Origin of the sequence: Streptomyces sp. NPDC052701 (assembly GCF_040678355.1) — a bacterium.
In the GTDB taxonomy this organism is placed as follows: Bacteria; Actinomycetota; Actinomycetes; order Streptomycetales; family Streptomycetaceae; genus Streptomyces.
On record NZ_JBFATO010000023.1, the window covers coordinates 46,997 to 62,284 of the forward strand.

Below are 15,288 nucleotides of genomic sequence, written 5' to 3' on the forward strand. Positions count from 1 at the left end.
GACCGATAACTTACGTGAGTCTTATTCGCGACTCATTCGCGTCACGCACCCATGCTTCTTCAGGGGGACCCCCAAGTGACTACTCCGCCGCCCCAGGGCAATCCGTTCGCGCAGGGCCAGCAGCCCGCCGGCCAGCCCCAGGCCCCGTACCCGCCACAGGGCGGCTACCCCCAGCAGCCCGGTCAGCCCGGCTTCCCGCAGCAGGCCACCGGTCCGTACCCTCCGGTGCCCCCGCAGCAGTCCGGCCGCAAGCCGAGCTTCAAGACGATCAAGAACATCGTCGTTGTCGCGGCCGTCGCCGCCATCGCCATCGGCGGCTTCATAGCCAGCCGGGACGACGCCAACACGGCGGCGGTGGGTGACTGCATGCACCGCGGCAGCACCAACAACAACGACCCGGATCTCGAGGTCGTCGAGTGCAGTGACGCGAAGGCCCAGTACGTCGTGCTCGCCAAGATCGAGGGCTCGTACCTCACCCAGACGCTGGCGTCGAGCAAGTGCGAGGGCCAGGCCAAGGACTTCCAGTACACCTACACCGAGAGCGGCGACGGCAAGGACTTCCTGCTCTGCCTGAAGGACTACTCGAAGTAAGGCAGAAGCAGGGAGGGGCGGTGTTTCACGTGAAACACCGCCCCTCCCGTGTGTCCGCCGGGTCGTGTTTCACGTGAAACACGACCCGGTGCGACACCTCACCCCTGCTGCTCGGCCCACCACTTCCTGAGCTCCGCCACCGCCGCGTCAGGCCCCATGGGTCCGTTCTCCAGACGGAGCTCCAGCATGTGCTTGTACGCGCGGCCGACCGCCGGGCCGGGCTTGATGCCGAGGATCTCCATGATCTGGTTGCCGTCCAGGTCCGGACGGATGGCGTCCAGCTCCTCCTGCTCCTGAAGCTTGGCGATCCGCTCCTCCAGGCCGTCGTAGGCACGCGACAGCGCGGCCGCCTTGCGCTTGTTGCGCGTCGTGCAGTCGGACCGCGTCAGCTTGTGCAGGCGGTCCAGGAGCGGTCCCGCATCGCGGACGTACCGGCGGACCGCGGAGTCCGTCCACTCACCCGTGCCGTAGCCGTGGAAGCGCAGGTGGAGTTCGACCAGACGCGAGACGTCCCTCACCAGCTCGTTGGAGTACTTGAGCGCCGTCATGCGCTTCTTGGTCATCTTCGCCCCGACCACCTCGTGGTGGTGGAAGGAGACCCGGCCGTCCTTCTCGAAGCGGCGTGTGCGCGGCTTGCCGATGTCGTGCAGCAGGGCGGCGAGGCGAAGGGTCAGATCGGGGCCGTCGTCCTCCAGCGCCATCGCCTGCTCCAGGACGATCAGCGTGTGCTCGTAGACGTCCTTGTGCCGGTGGTGCTCGTCCCTCTCCAGACGCAGGGCCGGGAGCTCGGGCAGCACATGGTCCGCGAGCCCGGTGTCGACGAGCAGCGTCAGACCCTTGCGCGGGTGCGCGGCCAGGACCAGCTTGTTCAGCTCGTCCCGGACCCGCTCGGCGGAGACGATCTCGATGCGCCCTGCCATCTCCTTCATGGCCGCGACGACCTCGGGAGCCACCTCGAAGTCGAGCTGCGCCGCGAAGCGCGCGGCCCGCATCATGCGCAGCGGGTCGTCGGAGAAGGACTCCTCGGGGGTTCCCGGGGTCCGCAGCACGCGCGCCGCGAGATCGTCCAGGCCGCCGTGCGGATCGATGAACTCCTTCTCCGGGAGCGCGACGGCCATCGCGTTCACCGTGAAGTCACGGCGGACGAGGTCCTCCTCGATGGAGTCGCCGTACGACACCTCCGGCTTGCGCGAGGTGCGGTCGTACGCCTCCGACCGGTAGGTGGTCACCTCGATCTGGTAGCCGCTCTTCTGGGCGCCGACCGTGCCGAAGGCGATCCCGACCTCCCAGACCGCGTCCGCCCACGGACGGACGATCTTGAGTACGTCCTGGGGACGGGCGTCGGTCGTGAAGTCCAGGTCGTTGCCGAGCCGGCCCAGCAGCGCGTCCCGGACCGAGCCGCCGACCAGAGCGAGTGAGAACCCGGCCTCCTGGAAGCGGCGGGCGAGGTCGTCGGCGACCGGTGCGACCCGCAGCAGCTCGCTCACCGCGCGGTGCTGCACCTGGCTCAGGACACTGGGAGTTTCTTCGTTGGCGTTCGGCACAACAGAAGAGGGTACGTGGCCCGGGCGACCGCACGCGTCTCCATAAAACGTGCACAGAAACGGCTCGGCGACACCTCTCTCGATACGTGCACATACGGGACAGGCCAGCAGCGCCCCCGATCTTGTGCACCGGTCCGCGGCACTTCCCCTCAGCGCGCATCGTTACCATGCCTGGACGCACATTCCGACGACCACTGACGACGAGGGACGGGCAAGCGCGTGGCCGAGGCGGCAGACTTCCAGGGGACGAGTGCCTCACCTGCCCGTCGGTGGCTGCGGCGCACCGGAACCCTGCTGGCCGGGGCGCCCCTGCTGGCGGGACTCCTCCAGCTGCCCGCCGCGACCTCCGCCGACGCCGCCGGGCAGGACTCCCCCCGGGCCGCCGCGGACACGGGATCGGTGGCCGTCGCCGTCGACTCGCTCAGCCCCGGCGTCCCCACGGACGGGGACACGCTGACCGTGTCCGGCACGGTGACCAACAAGGGCAAGCAGACGGTCACCGACGCCCACGTCGGACTGCGGGTCGGCCCCTTGCTGAACACCCGCTCGGCCATCGACACCATCGCCAAGGACCGGGACGACCTCCAGGGCCCCGTCGGCTCCGAGGTCGCCGACAAGTACACCGAGAAGTTCTCCGCGCTGTCCCCGGGCGTCGCCGAGCCCTTCAGCATCTCCGTGCCGGTCGACGAACTGGACCTCGGGCGGGACGGCGTCTACCAGTTCGCCGTCTCCCTGTCCGGGCAGACCGCCGCGCGGCCGTGGGAGCAGGTCCTCGGTGTGCAGCGGACGTTCCTGCCGTGGCAGCCCGAGGAGGGCGACACCAGGACGAGGACGACGTTCCTGTGGCCGCTCGTCTCCACCGTCCACATGACGGCGGAGACGGGGTCGAACGAACAGCAGACCCCCGTCTTCCTCAACGACGATCTGGCCGAGGAGATCTCCCCGGGCGGCCGCCTGGAGCGGATGGTGTCGCTGGGCAAGGACCTCGACGTCACCTGGGTGATCGATCCTGACCTGCTGGCGTCGGTCGACGCGATGACGGACGGCTACCGGGTCCGCAACGGACGCGACACCGTCGCCGGTGACGATCAGGAGGTCGCCAACCGGTGGCTCGCCGAGCTGCAGAAGGCGGTGGCGGGCAAGGAGATCGTGGCCCTGCCCTTCTCCGACCCGGACCTGGCCTCCCTCGCCCACAACGGCACGAGCGTCACCGGTTCGCTGAGCCACCTCAAGGAAGCCACCGACGTCGCCGCGGACACGGTGGAATCCATCCTCCACGCGAAGCCGAGCACGGACTTCGCCTGGCCCGTGGACGGTGCGGTCGACCCGTCGATCGTCAAGGTCGCCACCTCGGCGGGCGCCGACAAGGTGATCGCCCGCGGCGACAGCCTGCGGGAGACCGGCGACCTGACGTACACGCCCTCCGCGGCCCGTCCCATCGGCGGCGGCACCACGGCGGTCGTCGCGGACGCCCGGCTGTCCAGGGTGTTCGAGGGCGACCTGACGAGGGCCTCCGCGTCCACGCTCGCGGTGCAGCGCTTCCTGGCGCAGAGCCTCACACTCCACCTCCAGACCGGCAAGCAGCGCAGCATCGTCGTCGCCCCGCAGCGCATGCCGTCCGCGTCCCAGGCCAGGACGATGGCCGAAGCGCTGACCGCCCTGCGGGACGGCACCTGGTCGGAATCGCAGAACCTGACGGCCGCGGCCAAGGCCAAGCCGGACCCGGCCGCCACCACAAAGGTCCCGGCGGCCTCCTCCTACCCCCCCTCGCTGACCCGGCAGGAGCTGCGCGAGGCGGCGTTCGACCAGATCGCGCAGACGCAGGGCAAGCTCGACAACTTCAAGGTGATCCTCAGCAACCAGTCCCGGGTGGTCACCCCGTTCGGACGGGCCGTGAACCGCGAGATGTCCACGTCGTGGCGCGGCCGGACCAGCGAGGCGGAGAGCTACCGGGCCGGCGTCGAGTCGTACCTCGACGGGCTCATCAAGGGCGTCAAGCTGATCAACAAGACGGACACCAAGCTCTCCGGCCGCAGCGCCACGATCCCCGTGACCGTGCAGAACAACCTGGTGCAGGGCGTCGAGCACCTGGTGCTGCGGCTCAGCTCCAGGAACCCCACGCGTCTGAAGATCGGCGGCGACGCCTACGAGGAACAGCGCGTCGCGGTCTCCGGCGGCCACAGCCAGTCGGTGAAGTTCACCACGTCGGCCAACGCCAACGGCCAGGCGACGGTGGTCGCCCAGCTGTACACCGAGGACGGCCGCAAGTACGGCGATCCGGTCACCTTCGACGTGAAGGTCACCGAGATCACCGCGACGGTGATGCTGGTCATCGGCGGTGGAGTCCTGCTGCTCGTCCTCGCCGGCTTCCGGATGTACACGCAGCGCAAGCGTGCGGCCGCCCAGGCGGACGAGGAGGACGGCGCCGAGGACGGCGTCGGCGGGGCGGGCGAGGACATCGCCGGCCCGCAGAACCCAGAAGCCCCCGAGGACCGTCTCACGAAGGGGCCCGAGGCCGGCTCACGGGCAGACGGCCCGGAGCAGCCGAGTGACCCCGCACCGGACACCGCAGCGGAAAGCGCCGGCCCGTCCGGCACGGGTGAGAGAGTGGACCGTTGAGATGTCGTGGCCGGTGGGCCCGGGACGATGAGGTGGGGTAACCATGAACGCGCCGTACGACGGTGACCGCGGCCGGGCCGTGGACAGCTCGGGCTACCCCGAGCCGGGCCCGTCCGAGGAGCCGCCGCCCGAGCACGGCCAGGTGTCGCCGCAGCCGCCCACGGACCCGTACCTCCAGGACGCCTACGCCCCGGACCCCTACCAGGCGCAGGACCTCGCCGCCCAGGACCCGGTCGCCGAGGCGCTCTACGACCGCGCCGCGCACCCCCCGCCGCCCCCGGGCACGTACCAGCCGCAGCAGCCGCAGCAGCCGCAGCAGCCGCTGTACGCCCAGCCGCCCCAGTCGCCGTACGCCCCCGACCCGCGCGTCTGGGCGCAGCCCCCGGCGCCCGAGCCGGGCGGTCTGACCCAGCACCTGCCGTACGGCGACGACCCGCGCACGACCCGGTTCGTGGGTGTGGACGACCTGGTCAGCGAGGCGGGCGAGCAGCGCCACGAACCCGACGCCTTCGCGCATCTCTTCCGGGACCAGCAGCAGGGCAGCGGCCACCCGTCGTACGAGACCCCGTCGGTCCCGGGGCCGTCGCCGGCGCCGGGCCGGCAGTACGAGACGGCGACGCCCTCGGCGGAGGAGGCTCCGGCACCGGAGTCCGTGCCCGCACCGGCTCCGAAGAAGGGCGGCCGGGCCGGGAGCCTGCTGAAGTCCAGCGCGGTGATGGCGGCCGGCACGATGGTGTCCCGCCTGACCGGGTTCATCCGCTCGGCATTGATCGTTTCGGCATTGGGCGTCGGTCTCCTCGGCGACACCTTCCAAGTGGCCTACCAGCTGCCGACGATGATCTACATCCTGACCGTGGGCGGCGGCCTGAACTCCGTCTTCGTGCCGCAGCTGGTGCGCGCCATGAAGGAGGACGAGGACGGCGGCGAGGCCTACGCCAACCGCTTGCTGACCCTGGTGATGGTGACGCTGGGCACGCTCACCGCGCTCTCCGTCCTCGGCGCGCCGATCCTGATCCACCTGCTGTCCGCCCCAGTCGCCAGCGACCCGGCGGCCAACCAGATCGCCGTCACCTTCGCCCAATACTTCTTGCCCTCGATCTTCTTCATGGGCATCCACGTAGTGATGGGACAGATCCTCAACGCGCGCGGCCGGTTCGGCGCGATGATGTGGACCCCGGTCCTTAACAACATCGTCATCATCGTGACGCTCGGGACGTTCATCTGGGTCTACGGCACCGCGGCCGACTCCGGGATGAAGGTCACGAACATCCCGCCGGAGGGTCAGCGGCTCCTCGGCGTCGGCGTCCTGCTCGGCCTCGTCGTCCAAGCCCTGGCGATGATCCCCTACCTGCGGGAGACCGGCTTCCGGCTGCGGCTGCGCTTCGACTGGAAGGGCCAGGGCCTCGGCAAGGCCGTGACCCTCGCCAAGTGGACGGTTCTGTTCGTCCTCGCCAACCAGGCCGGCGCGGTCGTCGTCACCCAGCTGTCCACTGCGGCGGGCAAGGCTTCGCCTGTCGACGGCGCCGGCTTCGCCGCCTACGCCAACGCCCAGCTGATCTGGGGCCTGCCGCAGGCCATCATCACCGTCTCCCTCATGGCCGCCCTGCTGCCCCGCCTGTCGCGCTCCGCGGCCGAGAACGACGCCGGTGCCGTCCGGGACGACATCTCCCAGGGGCTGCGCAACACGGCCGTCGCGATCGTGCCGATCGCCTTCGGGTTCGTCTCGCTCGGCATCCCGATGTGCACGCTGATGTTCGGCTCCTCGGGCACCAGCGCGGCCACCAACATGGGCTACATGCTGATGGCCTTCGGCCTCGGCCTCATCCCGTACTCCGTGCAGTACGTCGTCCTGCGCGCCTTCTACGCCTACGAGGACACCCGCACGCCCTTCTACAACACGGTCATCGTGGCCGCGGTCAACGCGGGTGCCTCGGCCCTGTGCTTCTTCCTGATCCCGGCCCGCTGGGCCGTGGTCGGCATGGCCGCCTCCTACGGCCTCGCCTACGCGATCGGCGTCGGTGTCGCGTGGCGCCGGCTGCGCAAGCGGCTGGGCGGGGACCTGGACGGCGCCCGCGTGATGCGGACCTACACCCGGCTGTGCATCGCGTCGGTGCCGGCCGCCCTGCTCAGCGGCGCGGCCTGCTACGGCATCGGCCACACGCTCGGCCAGGGCGTCGTCGGCTCCTTCGCCGCGCTTCTCGGGGGCGGTGCCGTACTGTTCGGAGTCTTCTTCGTCGCCGCCCGCCGCATGCGCATCGAGGAACTCAACTCGCTGGTCGGCATGGTGCGCGGGCGCCTGGGACGCTGAGGCGGAGGGCAGGCGCACAACCATCGTCGGCCACCGTGTGTCGTGCATGGCGGCGGACTGTGGGCACAATTGATTTCGGCGTCGGACGGCGCGCAACGGCCACCGGCCGGCGCGCAACGGATGGGGAGGCAGGAACGACGGTGGCGGAACGGAGCACAGCTGCCGTCGACGTGGCAGACAACAGCGGCGAGACGTCGCTGACCGCGCAGGCGGACCAGTCCACGGCCGACGGGGTGGCCAAGAACCGGGAGCGGGACACGGACAGCGACGAGGTACAGGAGAGCCCCCGGACCGACGGTTCCGGAAAGGCCTCGCCTCCCGAACTGCACAGCGGTCACAAGCTCGCCAGACGCTACCGCCTCGAGGAGTGCGTCACCCGTCTGGACGGTTTCAGCAGCTGGCGGGCCGTCGACGAGAAACTCCGCCGCGCCGTCGGCGTCCACATCCTGCCCGCGGACCACGCGCGAGCCCGCTCCGTCCTGGCCGCGGCCCGCTCCTCCGCCCTGCTCGGCGATCCCCGCTTCGTCCAGGTCCTGGACGCCGTCGAGGACAACGACCTCGTCTACGTCGTCCACGAGTGGCTCCCCGACGCCACCGAACTGACCACGCTGCTGACCACCGGGCCGCTGGAGCCGTACGACGCCTACCAGATGGTCAGCCAGGTCTCCGCCGCCATGGCCGCCGCCCACCGCGAGGGCCTCGCCCATCTGCGCCTGAACCCCAACGCCGTCCTGCGCACCTCCACCGGCCAGTGGCGCATCCGCGGCCTGGCCGTGAACGCCGCGCTGCGCGGCATCAGCTCCGACACCCCGCAGCGCACCGACACCGAGGCCGTCGGCGCCCTGCTGTACGCGGCACTCACCCAGCGCTGGCCCTACGAGAGCGACGCCTACGGATTGTCCGGCCTGCCCAAGGACATCGGCCTGATCCCTCCCGACCAGGTTCGTGCCGGCGTCCACCGAGGCCTGTCCGAGCTGGCCATGCGGGCACTCGCCAACGACGGCGCCACCGCCTCCCGCCACGAGTCCCCCTGCACCACGCCGGAGGAACTGGTGAAGGCGATCGGCGAGATGCCCCGCATCCGCCCGCCGGAGCCGGCGTTCACCACCCCCGAGTACCAGCACACGACCTACCAGCAGGGCACATACGGCCGTCCGGTGTCCCACCCGGGCGTCACCCAGCCCGTCCCGGCCCCGCCGCCCCCGCTGCAGACCCGCACCGGCAAGGCGCTGAAGTGGGCCGTCTCCGCCCTCCTCATCGCCGCGCTCGGTCTCGGCAGCTGGCAGCTGGCGGACGCGCTCATGGAGCAGGGCGGCAAGGCGGACGACCCGAGCAGGACGCAGACGACGGACGGCGACGACAAGAACCCGAAGAAACCGGCGGCCGGCAAGCCGATCCCCATCAGCAGTGCCCGCGACTTCGACCCCTTCGGCTCCGACCGCTCCGAGAAACCGACCGACATAGGGAAGGTCCACGACAACAGCGCGGCCACCTACTGGCAGACGGACTACTACCTGAGCGCGGACTTCGGCCGTCTGAAGTCGGGCGTCGGCGTCATCCTCGACCTCGGCAAGGTCCAGCAGGTCGGGAAGGTGACCGCCACCTTCGTGGGGGCCACGTCGGTCGAGCTCCGCAGTGCGGGCGCGGACACCATCACGGAGCCGGCGTCCTTCGATGCCTACACCAAGGTCGCCGAGGGCACGGGAACGACCGTGGAACTCAAGCCCGGCAAGTCCCTCAAGACCCGCTACCTGCTGGTGTGGCTGACCAATCTGCCGATGCAGGCGGACGACGGCAAGTGGCGCGGCAGACTGGCGGACATCAAGGTGACCAGCTGAAGGCATCTGCCGCAGGGAGGGATCCGATGGCGGACGGCGCCGGAAATGACGGAGTGAGCGATCAGGACCTGCTCACCCGCCACGTCGAAGGCGACCCCGACGCCTTCGGGGAGCTCGTGCGACGTCACCGCGACCGGCTCTGGGCCGTGGCCCTGCGGACGCTGGGGGATCGCGAAGAGGCCGCTGACGCCGTTCAGGACGCCCTGCTCTCCGCCTACCGGGCCGCCCACACGTTCCGCGGTCAGTCGGCCGTCACGACCTGGCTGCACCGCATCACGGTGAACGCCTGCCTCGACCGGGCCCGCAAGACGGCCTCCCGGAAGACGGCCCCGGTCGACGACACCGAGCGCCTGGAGCAGCTCCTGGAGCCGCACGAGTCGGCCTCGGCGCCCGCCGAGCGCAACGATCTGCACCGGCAGCTCATCGAGGCCCTGGGCACCCTGCCGACCGACCAGCGTGCGGCGCTCGTCCTGGTGGACATGCAGGGCTACCCGGTCGCCGAGGCAGCCCGCATCCTCGACGTGCCGACGGGCACGGTGAAGAGCCGGTGCGCCCGCGGCAGGGCCAGACTCCTGCCCCTGCTCACCCACCTGCGACCGGAGAGCAGCGAGGAGGGCGAGAAACCGGGCAGGGAACGGAACCGGATGCAGGAGACATCCGTCCCACCTGCAGCGGGACCGAGCCGAGCGGGCCCGCCGCACGCAGGGCCGAGCGACTCAGCTGCAGTGAAGGGCGGAGGTGGACGAGCGTGACGTCGACGTCGGACATGGCCGGTCACCCGGACGTCGCAGAGATCTCCGACCTCGCCGAGGGTCTTCTCCCACCGGCACGCACCGCGGACGTACGACAGCACCTGGACGAGTGCGAGCTGTGCGCGGATGTCTACGCGTCCCTCGAAGAGATCCGGGGACTGCTCGGCACGCTGCCGGGTCCGTCCCGCATGCCGGCCGATGTCGCGGGCCGCATCGACGCCGCGCTCGCCGCGGAGGCACTGCTCCAAGCCGCCGCCCCCGGCACGGCCGATCCCGCCGCCGAGGCCGATGGCTCGCCTTCCGGCGAGGACGTCGGCGCGCGTGTTTCACGTGAAACATCGGCATCGGCGGACCGCCCAGCCGGACGTCCCCGCTCCTCCAGCACGGGACCCGGCCGCAAGAGCAGCGGTCGCGGCGGGCGGCGCAGGATCGCCGTCCTGGGCGCCGCGTTCACCGCAGCCGCCCTGGGACTGGGTTCCGTCCTGTTCTCCTCGCTCTACGACAACGAGCCGTCCGGCAACACCGCGCACGGACAGCGGACCGCCTCCGCCGACACATTCGCCGAAGGCGACCTGGAACAGCAGGTCTCCGACCTCCTGGCCCAGAACCGGCGTGAGGGCGGCTCCCGCACCCCTGGCGGTCTGAGCGCGGAGTCGGGCCCCGGAGTCAACAGCCCCAAGATCCTCAAACAGCCGGCGGTGCCGGACTGTGTCCGTGACGGCCTCGGCCGGAACGAAAGGGCTCTGGCCGTCGACCAGGGCACGTACAGAGGGAAGAAGGCACTCCTCGTGGTGCTTCCCGACGCGGCCGACGACACCCGCGTGACCGCCTACATCGTCGACGCGACGTGTGTGGATCAGCCGTCCTCCACTGCCAGGGGCAAGGTCCTGCTGAAGCGTTCCTACACACCCTCCTGAGCGCGAGGACTTCGTCTCCGTCCCCCCTGGTATCCCGTACGGTGCGCCTCTCCGTGTGCCCGGACACAGCGGGAATGCGCGCCCCTTAGGATCCGTTGGGTGGGGTGAGAGTTCCGAAAGAAGCTCCCACCGGTCGAACGAGGCAGACCAGAGACGAGGAATCAAGCCGTGAGCGACGTCCGTAACGTGATCATCATCGGCTCCGGGCCCGCCGGCTACACGGCGGCGCTCTACACCGCGCGCGCGTCGCTGAAGCCACTCGTGTTCGAGGGCGCCGTCACCGCCGGCGGTGCGCTGATGAACACCACCGAGGTGGAGAACTTCCCGGGCTTCCAGGACGGCATCATGGGCCCCGAGCTCATGGACAACATGCGCGCGCAGGCGGAGCGCTTCGGGGCCGAGCTGGTCCCCGACGACATCGTCGCCGTCGACCTGACCGGTGAGATCAAGACCGTCACCGACACCGCAGGGACAGTCCACCGGGCGAAGGCCGTCATCGTCGCCACCGGTTCGCAGCACCGCAAGCTCGGGCTGCCGAACGAGGACGCCCTCTCCGGGCGTGGTGTCTCCTGGTGCGCCACCTGCGACGGCTTCTTCTTCAAGGACCAGGACATCGCCGTCATCGGCGGCGGCGACACCGCGATGGAGGAGGCCACCTTCCTCTCCCGCTTCGCCAAGTCCGTGACGATCGTCCACCGCCGCGACACCCTGCGCGCCTCCAAGGCGATGCAGGAGCGTGCCTTCGCCGACCCGAAGATCACCTTCGTCTGGGACAGCGAGATCGCCGAGATCCAGGGCGAGCAGAAGCTCTCGGGTCTGAAGCTGCGCAACGTCAAGACCGGTGAGCTCTCCGACCTTCCGGTGACCGGCCTGTTCATCGCGATCGGCCACGACCCGCGCACCGAGCTCTTCAAGGGCCAGCTGGAGCTGGACGAGGAGGGCTACCTGAAGGTCGACGCACCTTCGACGCGGACGAACCTGACCGGTGTCTTCGGCGCCGGTGACGTGGTCGACCACACCTACCGCCAGGCGATCACCGCTGCCGGCACCGGGTGTGCCGCCGCCCTCGACGCCGAGCGTTTCCTCGCCGCCCTCGCGGACGAGGACAAGGCCGAGCCCGAGAAGACCGCTGTCTGACCCCCATCCACCCCACGCACAATCAGTTAAGGAGCCCGCCGTGGCCGGCACCCTGAAGAACGTGACCGACGACTCCTTCGAGCAGGACGTCCTCAAGAGCGACAAGCCCGTCCTGGTGGACTTCTGGGCCGCCTGGTGCGGTCCGTGCCGCCAGATCGCTCCGTCCCTCGAGGCGATCGCCGCCGAGTACGGTGACAAGATCGAGGTCGTCAAGCTGAACATCGACGAGAACCCGGGTACGGCCGCCAAGTACGGCGTGATGTCCATTCCGACCCTGAACGTCTACCAGCGTGGCGAGGTCGCCAAGACCATCGTCGGCGCCAAGCCGAAGGCCGCGATCGTGCGCGACCTCGAAGAGTTCATCGCTGAGTAAGACGTCTGAGGCGAGTCGCCGACGGCGCACGTTTCACGTGAAACACGAATGGGCCAACCCTCTGGGGTTGGCCCATTCTTCGTACCGGCACCTCATAGGGGCCGGAGCGCCGGTTCCTTCTGCACGGCGCCCAGCAGCCGGTCCAACGCCATCTCCACGTCTTCCTTCCAGGAGAGGGTCGTCCTCAGCTCCAGCCTCAGCCGGGGATAGGCGGGGTGCTGCCGGACCGTCTTGAAGCCCACGGCCAGGAGGTGGTCGGCGGGCAGCACGCAGGCAGGCTCTTTCCAGCGGGCGTCCCCGAAGGCCTCGATCGCCTTGAAGCCGCGCCTCAGCAGATCCTTGGCGACCGTCTGGACCATCACACGGCCCAGCCCCTGACCCTGGTAGCCCGGCATGATGAAGGCAGTCATCAGCTGTACCGCGTCGGGTGAGACAGGGCTGGTGGGAAATGCCGTGGAGCGGGGGACATAGGCGGGAGGGGCGTAGAGGACGAAGCCCACCGGCACGTCGTCGACATAGACCACCCGCCCGCAGGAGCCCCAGTCCAGCAGGACCGCGGAGATCCAGGCCTCTTTCTCCAGCGCCGACGTGCCTGCCTTTACCGCGGCCTCGCCACTGACTGGATCGAGTTCCCAGAAGACACACGTGCGACAGCGCTGGGGAAGGTCCTGAAGGTTGTCCAGCGTGAGCGGTACGAGCCGACGCCCCATGAAGGCTGTTCCTCGCTTCCTTCGCCCGCCGCATCACGGGCGGCTGTCAGAGCACTCCGTTCCCTGAGCAGGCTGCCGATGAACCCACCGAGCGCGCCCAATACCAAGCCCGCGCCCACCAATCGGGTGCGGCTCATCGTTCGCATGGGCCCCTGCCTCCCTCTCCGAGGTCCTGCCAGGTGAATGCGCCATACCCGAACGCATCGTATCCATGAAGCGATTCCATCGATACCGCCAGAAAGCAAAGGGCGGGCCGTGTTCCGGTACACACCGGACACGCCCCGCCCTCCTGATCACGCGGTCTTACCGCATGCCGATGGCTCAGGACTCCGTCTCCTCTGGGCCGCCCTCCTGAAGGCTCTTCTGCAGAACCGGTCCTTCGCCGGGGGCGAGGGTGCTCAGGATCCGCTCCAGGTCCTCCATGGAGGCGAACTCGACGGTGATCTTGCCCTTCTTCTGGCCCAGGTCCACCTTCACCCGGGTCTCGAAGCGGTCCGAGAGCCGCGTGGCGAGATCGGTCAGCGCCGGCGAGACACGAGCACCGGCCCGTGGCCCCTTGGGGCGCTGCGCCTTCTGCGGCCGCGACCCCATCAGGGTCACGATCTCCTCCACGGCCCGCACCGACAGGCCCTCGGCCACAATCCGGTGAGCCAGCCGGTCCTGCTCCTCCGAGTCCTCGACGGACAGCAGAGCTCGCGCATGTCCGGCGCTGAGCACCCCTGCGGCCACCCGGCGCTGCACCGCCGGCGAGAGCTTCAGCAGACGCAAGGTGTTGGAGACCTGCGGGCGGGACCGACCGATCCGGTCCGCCAGCTGGTCATGCGTGCAGTTGAAGTCCTTCAGTAGCTGGTCATAGGCGGCTGCCTCTTCGAGCGGATTCAGCTGAGCCCTGTGCAGGTTCTCCAGGAGCGCATCCAGGAGGAGCTTCTCGTCCTCCGTGGCCCGCACGATTGCCGGAATCGCCTCCAGGCCCGCCTCGCGGCAGGCCCGCCAACGGCGCTCACCCATGATGAGCTCGTAGCGCGCGGGACCCACCTGCCGCACGACGACCGGCTGGAGGAGGCCGACCTCCTTGATGGAGGTGACGAGTTCCTGAAGCGCGTCCTCATCGAAGACATCACGCGGCTGACGCGGGTTCGGCGTGATGGAATCGAGCGGGATCTCGGCGAAGTGGGCTCCGATGGGGGGCGCGGGCAGGGTCGGAGTGCCGTGCCCGGGCTGCTCCTCCGTTTCACGTGAAACAGGAGGCAGCGTGGCCACCTTCGCCGCGGCCACCCCACGGTCGGTCGTCAGCACCGGAACCGCGGTGGGAGATGCAGCGGCATTCCCCGTCGCGGCCGAAGCCACCGTCTTCTCTGTCGGAGCAGCAGGGATCAGTGCGCCGAGACCACGGCCCAACCCCCTCCGTCGCTCGCTCACTGAATGCCCTCCACCATGCTCGGGTCTTTCTGTTGTGCGCCGATGTGGGCGTGCGTCGCGTCGTAGCTGACGCCGACGCCCTTCAGCGCGATCTCGCGTGCCGCCTCCAGATAGGAGAGCGCACCGCTCGATCCTGGATCGTAGGTCAGCACCGTCTGTCCATAGCTGGGTGCCTCGGAGATGCGGACGGAGCGGGGAATGCTCGTCCGCAGCACTTCGTCGCCGAAGTGGGTGCGCACCTCTTCCGCCACCTGGGACGCAAGGCGCGTCCGGCCGTCGTACATGGTGAGCAGGATGGTCGACACATGCAGGGTGGGGTTGAGGTGCCCCCGCACCAGGTCGACGTTGCGCAGCAGCTGGCCCAGGCCCTCCAGCGCGTAGTACTCGCACTGGATCGGGATGAGGACCTCCTGACCCGCCACCAGCGCGTTGACGGTCAGCAGACCGAGCGAGGGCGGGCAGTCGATGAGGATGTAGTCGAGCGGCTGCTCGTACGCCTGGATCGCCCGCTGCAGCCGGCTCTCACGCGCCACCAGGGACACCAGCTCGATCTCCGCGCCGGCGAGGTCGATCGTGGCGGGGGCGCAGAAGAGACCCTCGACATCGGGGACCGGCTGGACGACCTCCGCGAGCGGCCTGCTCTCCACCAGTACGTCGTAGATCGAGGGGACTTCGGCGTGATGGTCGATACCCAGCGCGGTGGACGCATTGCCCTGCGGGTCGAGGTCGATCACCAGGACGCGGCCGCCGTGCAGAGCGAGCGATGCGGCCAGATTGACCGTGGTCGTCGTCTTGCCGACCCCGCCCTTCTGGTTGGCGACCACGATGATTCGGGTCTGTTCGGGCCGTGGCAGGCCCTCACCGGCGCGGCCAAGAGCCTCCACCGCCAGTTGGGCAGTACGACCGATGGGAGTGTCGTCCATCGGAGGCGGTGTTTCACGTGAAACATCCGCCCCCATCGACTCGGTACGGGGACCGGGGACCGGATCGGTCATCGGCCCCGCGATGTTGGCGTCGGACCGCAAGGATTCACTCTCCTCGACTTCAGGCTCGCAATGAACAGAGCCTCCCATGCCTTCG

The 15,288-nt window shown here is 69.6% G+C and carries 12 protein-coding genes; 8 read left to right on the forward strand and 4 right to left on the reverse strand.

Features of this window, described 5'->3' with window-relative positions:
• The first annotated feature begins 75 nt into the window (after positions 1 to 75).
• Complete coding sequence (locus AB0L29_RS24115; protein WP_365829822.1) at positions 76 to 591, forward strand: hypothetical protein; 516 nt, start codon at positions 76 to 78, stop codon at positions 589 to 591.
• 98 nt (positions 592 to 689) lie between these two features.
• On the opposite strand, the gene AB0L29_RS24120 is transcribed toward AB0L29_RS24115, so the two are convergent.
• Positions 690 to 2,135 carry a CCA tRNA nucleotidyltransferase gene (locus tag AB0L29_RS24120; protein ID WP_365829823.1) on the reverse strand — a complete coding sequence of 482 codons (1,446 nt, stop codon included), beginning with the start codon at positions 2,133 to 2,135 and terminating at the stop codon, positions 690 to 692.
• Between the two features lie 219 nt (positions 2,136 to 2,354).
• Here AB0L29_RS24120 and AB0L29_RS24125 point away from each other — a divergent pair, with 219 nt between their 5' ends.
• The 7 genes from AB0L29_RS24125 (at position 2,355) to trxA (ending at position 12,079) form a co-directional block, all read left to right on the forward strand.
• Entirely contained in the window at positions 2,355 to 4,754 is a 2,400-nt protein-coding gene (locus AB0L29_RS24125) for a DUF6049 family protein (protein WP_365829825.1), read from the forward strand.
• Between the two features lie 43 nt (positions 4,755 to 4,797).
• Positions 4,798 to 7,062 (forward strand): murein biosynthesis integral membrane protein MurJ, encoded by a 2,265-nt coding sequence (gene murJ / locus AB0L29_RS24130; RefSeq protein WP_365829826.1) that lies wholly within the window; start codon positions 4,798 to 4,800, stop codon positions 7,060 to 7,062.
• Positions 7,063 to 7,202: 140 nt separating this feature from the next.
• Positions 7,203 to 8,900 (forward strand): protein kinase family protein, encoded by a 1,698-nt coding sequence (locus tag AB0L29_RS24135; protein WP_365829828.1) that lies wholly within the window; start codon positions 7,203 to 7,205, stop codon positions 8,898 to 8,900.
• 26 nt (positions 8,901 to 8,926) lie between these two features.
• Complete coding sequence (gene sigM / locus AB0L29_RS24140) at positions 8,927 to 9,652, forward strand: RNA polymerase sigma factor SigM (RefSeq protein WP_365829829.1); 726 nt, start codon at positions 8,927 to 8,929, stop codon at positions 9,650 to 9,652.
• A complete protein-coding gene (locus AB0L29_RS24145; RefSeq protein WP_365829830.1) occupies positions 9,649 to 10,569 on the forward strand; it encodes a hypothetical protein in 921 nt (306 codons plus the stop codon). The genes sigM and AB0L29_RS24145 overlap by 4 nt, the downstream gene beginning before the upstream one ends.
• A 168-nt stretch (positions 10,570 to 10,737) precedes the next feature.
• Entirely contained in the window at positions 10,738 to 11,706 is a 969-nt protein-coding gene (gene trxB, locus AB0L29_RS24150) for a thioredoxin-disulfide reductase (RefSeq protein WP_365829831.1), read from the forward strand.
• 40 nt (positions 11,707 to 11,746) lie between these two features.
• On the forward strand, positions 11,747 to 12,079 hold the full coding sequence (gene trxA, locus AB0L29_RS24155; protein ID WP_365669621.1) for a thioredoxin: 333 nt from the start codon (positions 11,747 to 11,749) through the stop codon (positions 12,077 to 12,079).
• A gap of 92 nt (positions 12,080 to 12,171) precedes the next feature.
• Here the strand turns inward: trxA and AB0L29_RS24160 are convergent, their stop codons facing one another.
• The 3 genes from AB0L29_RS24160 to AB0L29_RS24170 form a co-directional block, all read right to left on the reverse strand.
• Positions 12,172 to 12,789, reverse strand: coding sequence for a GNAT family N-acetyltransferase (locus AB0L29_RS24160; RefSeq protein ID WP_365829832.1), 618 nt, complete (start codon positions 12,787 to 12,789; stop codon positions 12,172 to 12,174).
• Between the two features lie 321 nt (positions 12,790 to 13,110).
• Complete coding sequence (locus AB0L29_RS24165; RefSeq protein WP_365829833.1) at positions 13,111 to 14,208, reverse strand: ParB/RepB/Spo0J family partition protein; 1,098 nt, start codon at positions 14,206 to 14,208, stop codon at positions 13,111 to 13,113.
• Entirely contained in the window at positions 14,205 to 15,281 is a 1,077-nt protein-coding gene (locus tag AB0L29_RS24170; protein ID WP_365829892.1) for a ParA family protein, read from the reverse strand. The genes AB0L29_RS24165 and AB0L29_RS24170 overlap by 4 nt, the downstream gene beginning before the upstream one ends.
• Positions 15,282 to 15,288: the final 7 nt, after the last annotated feature.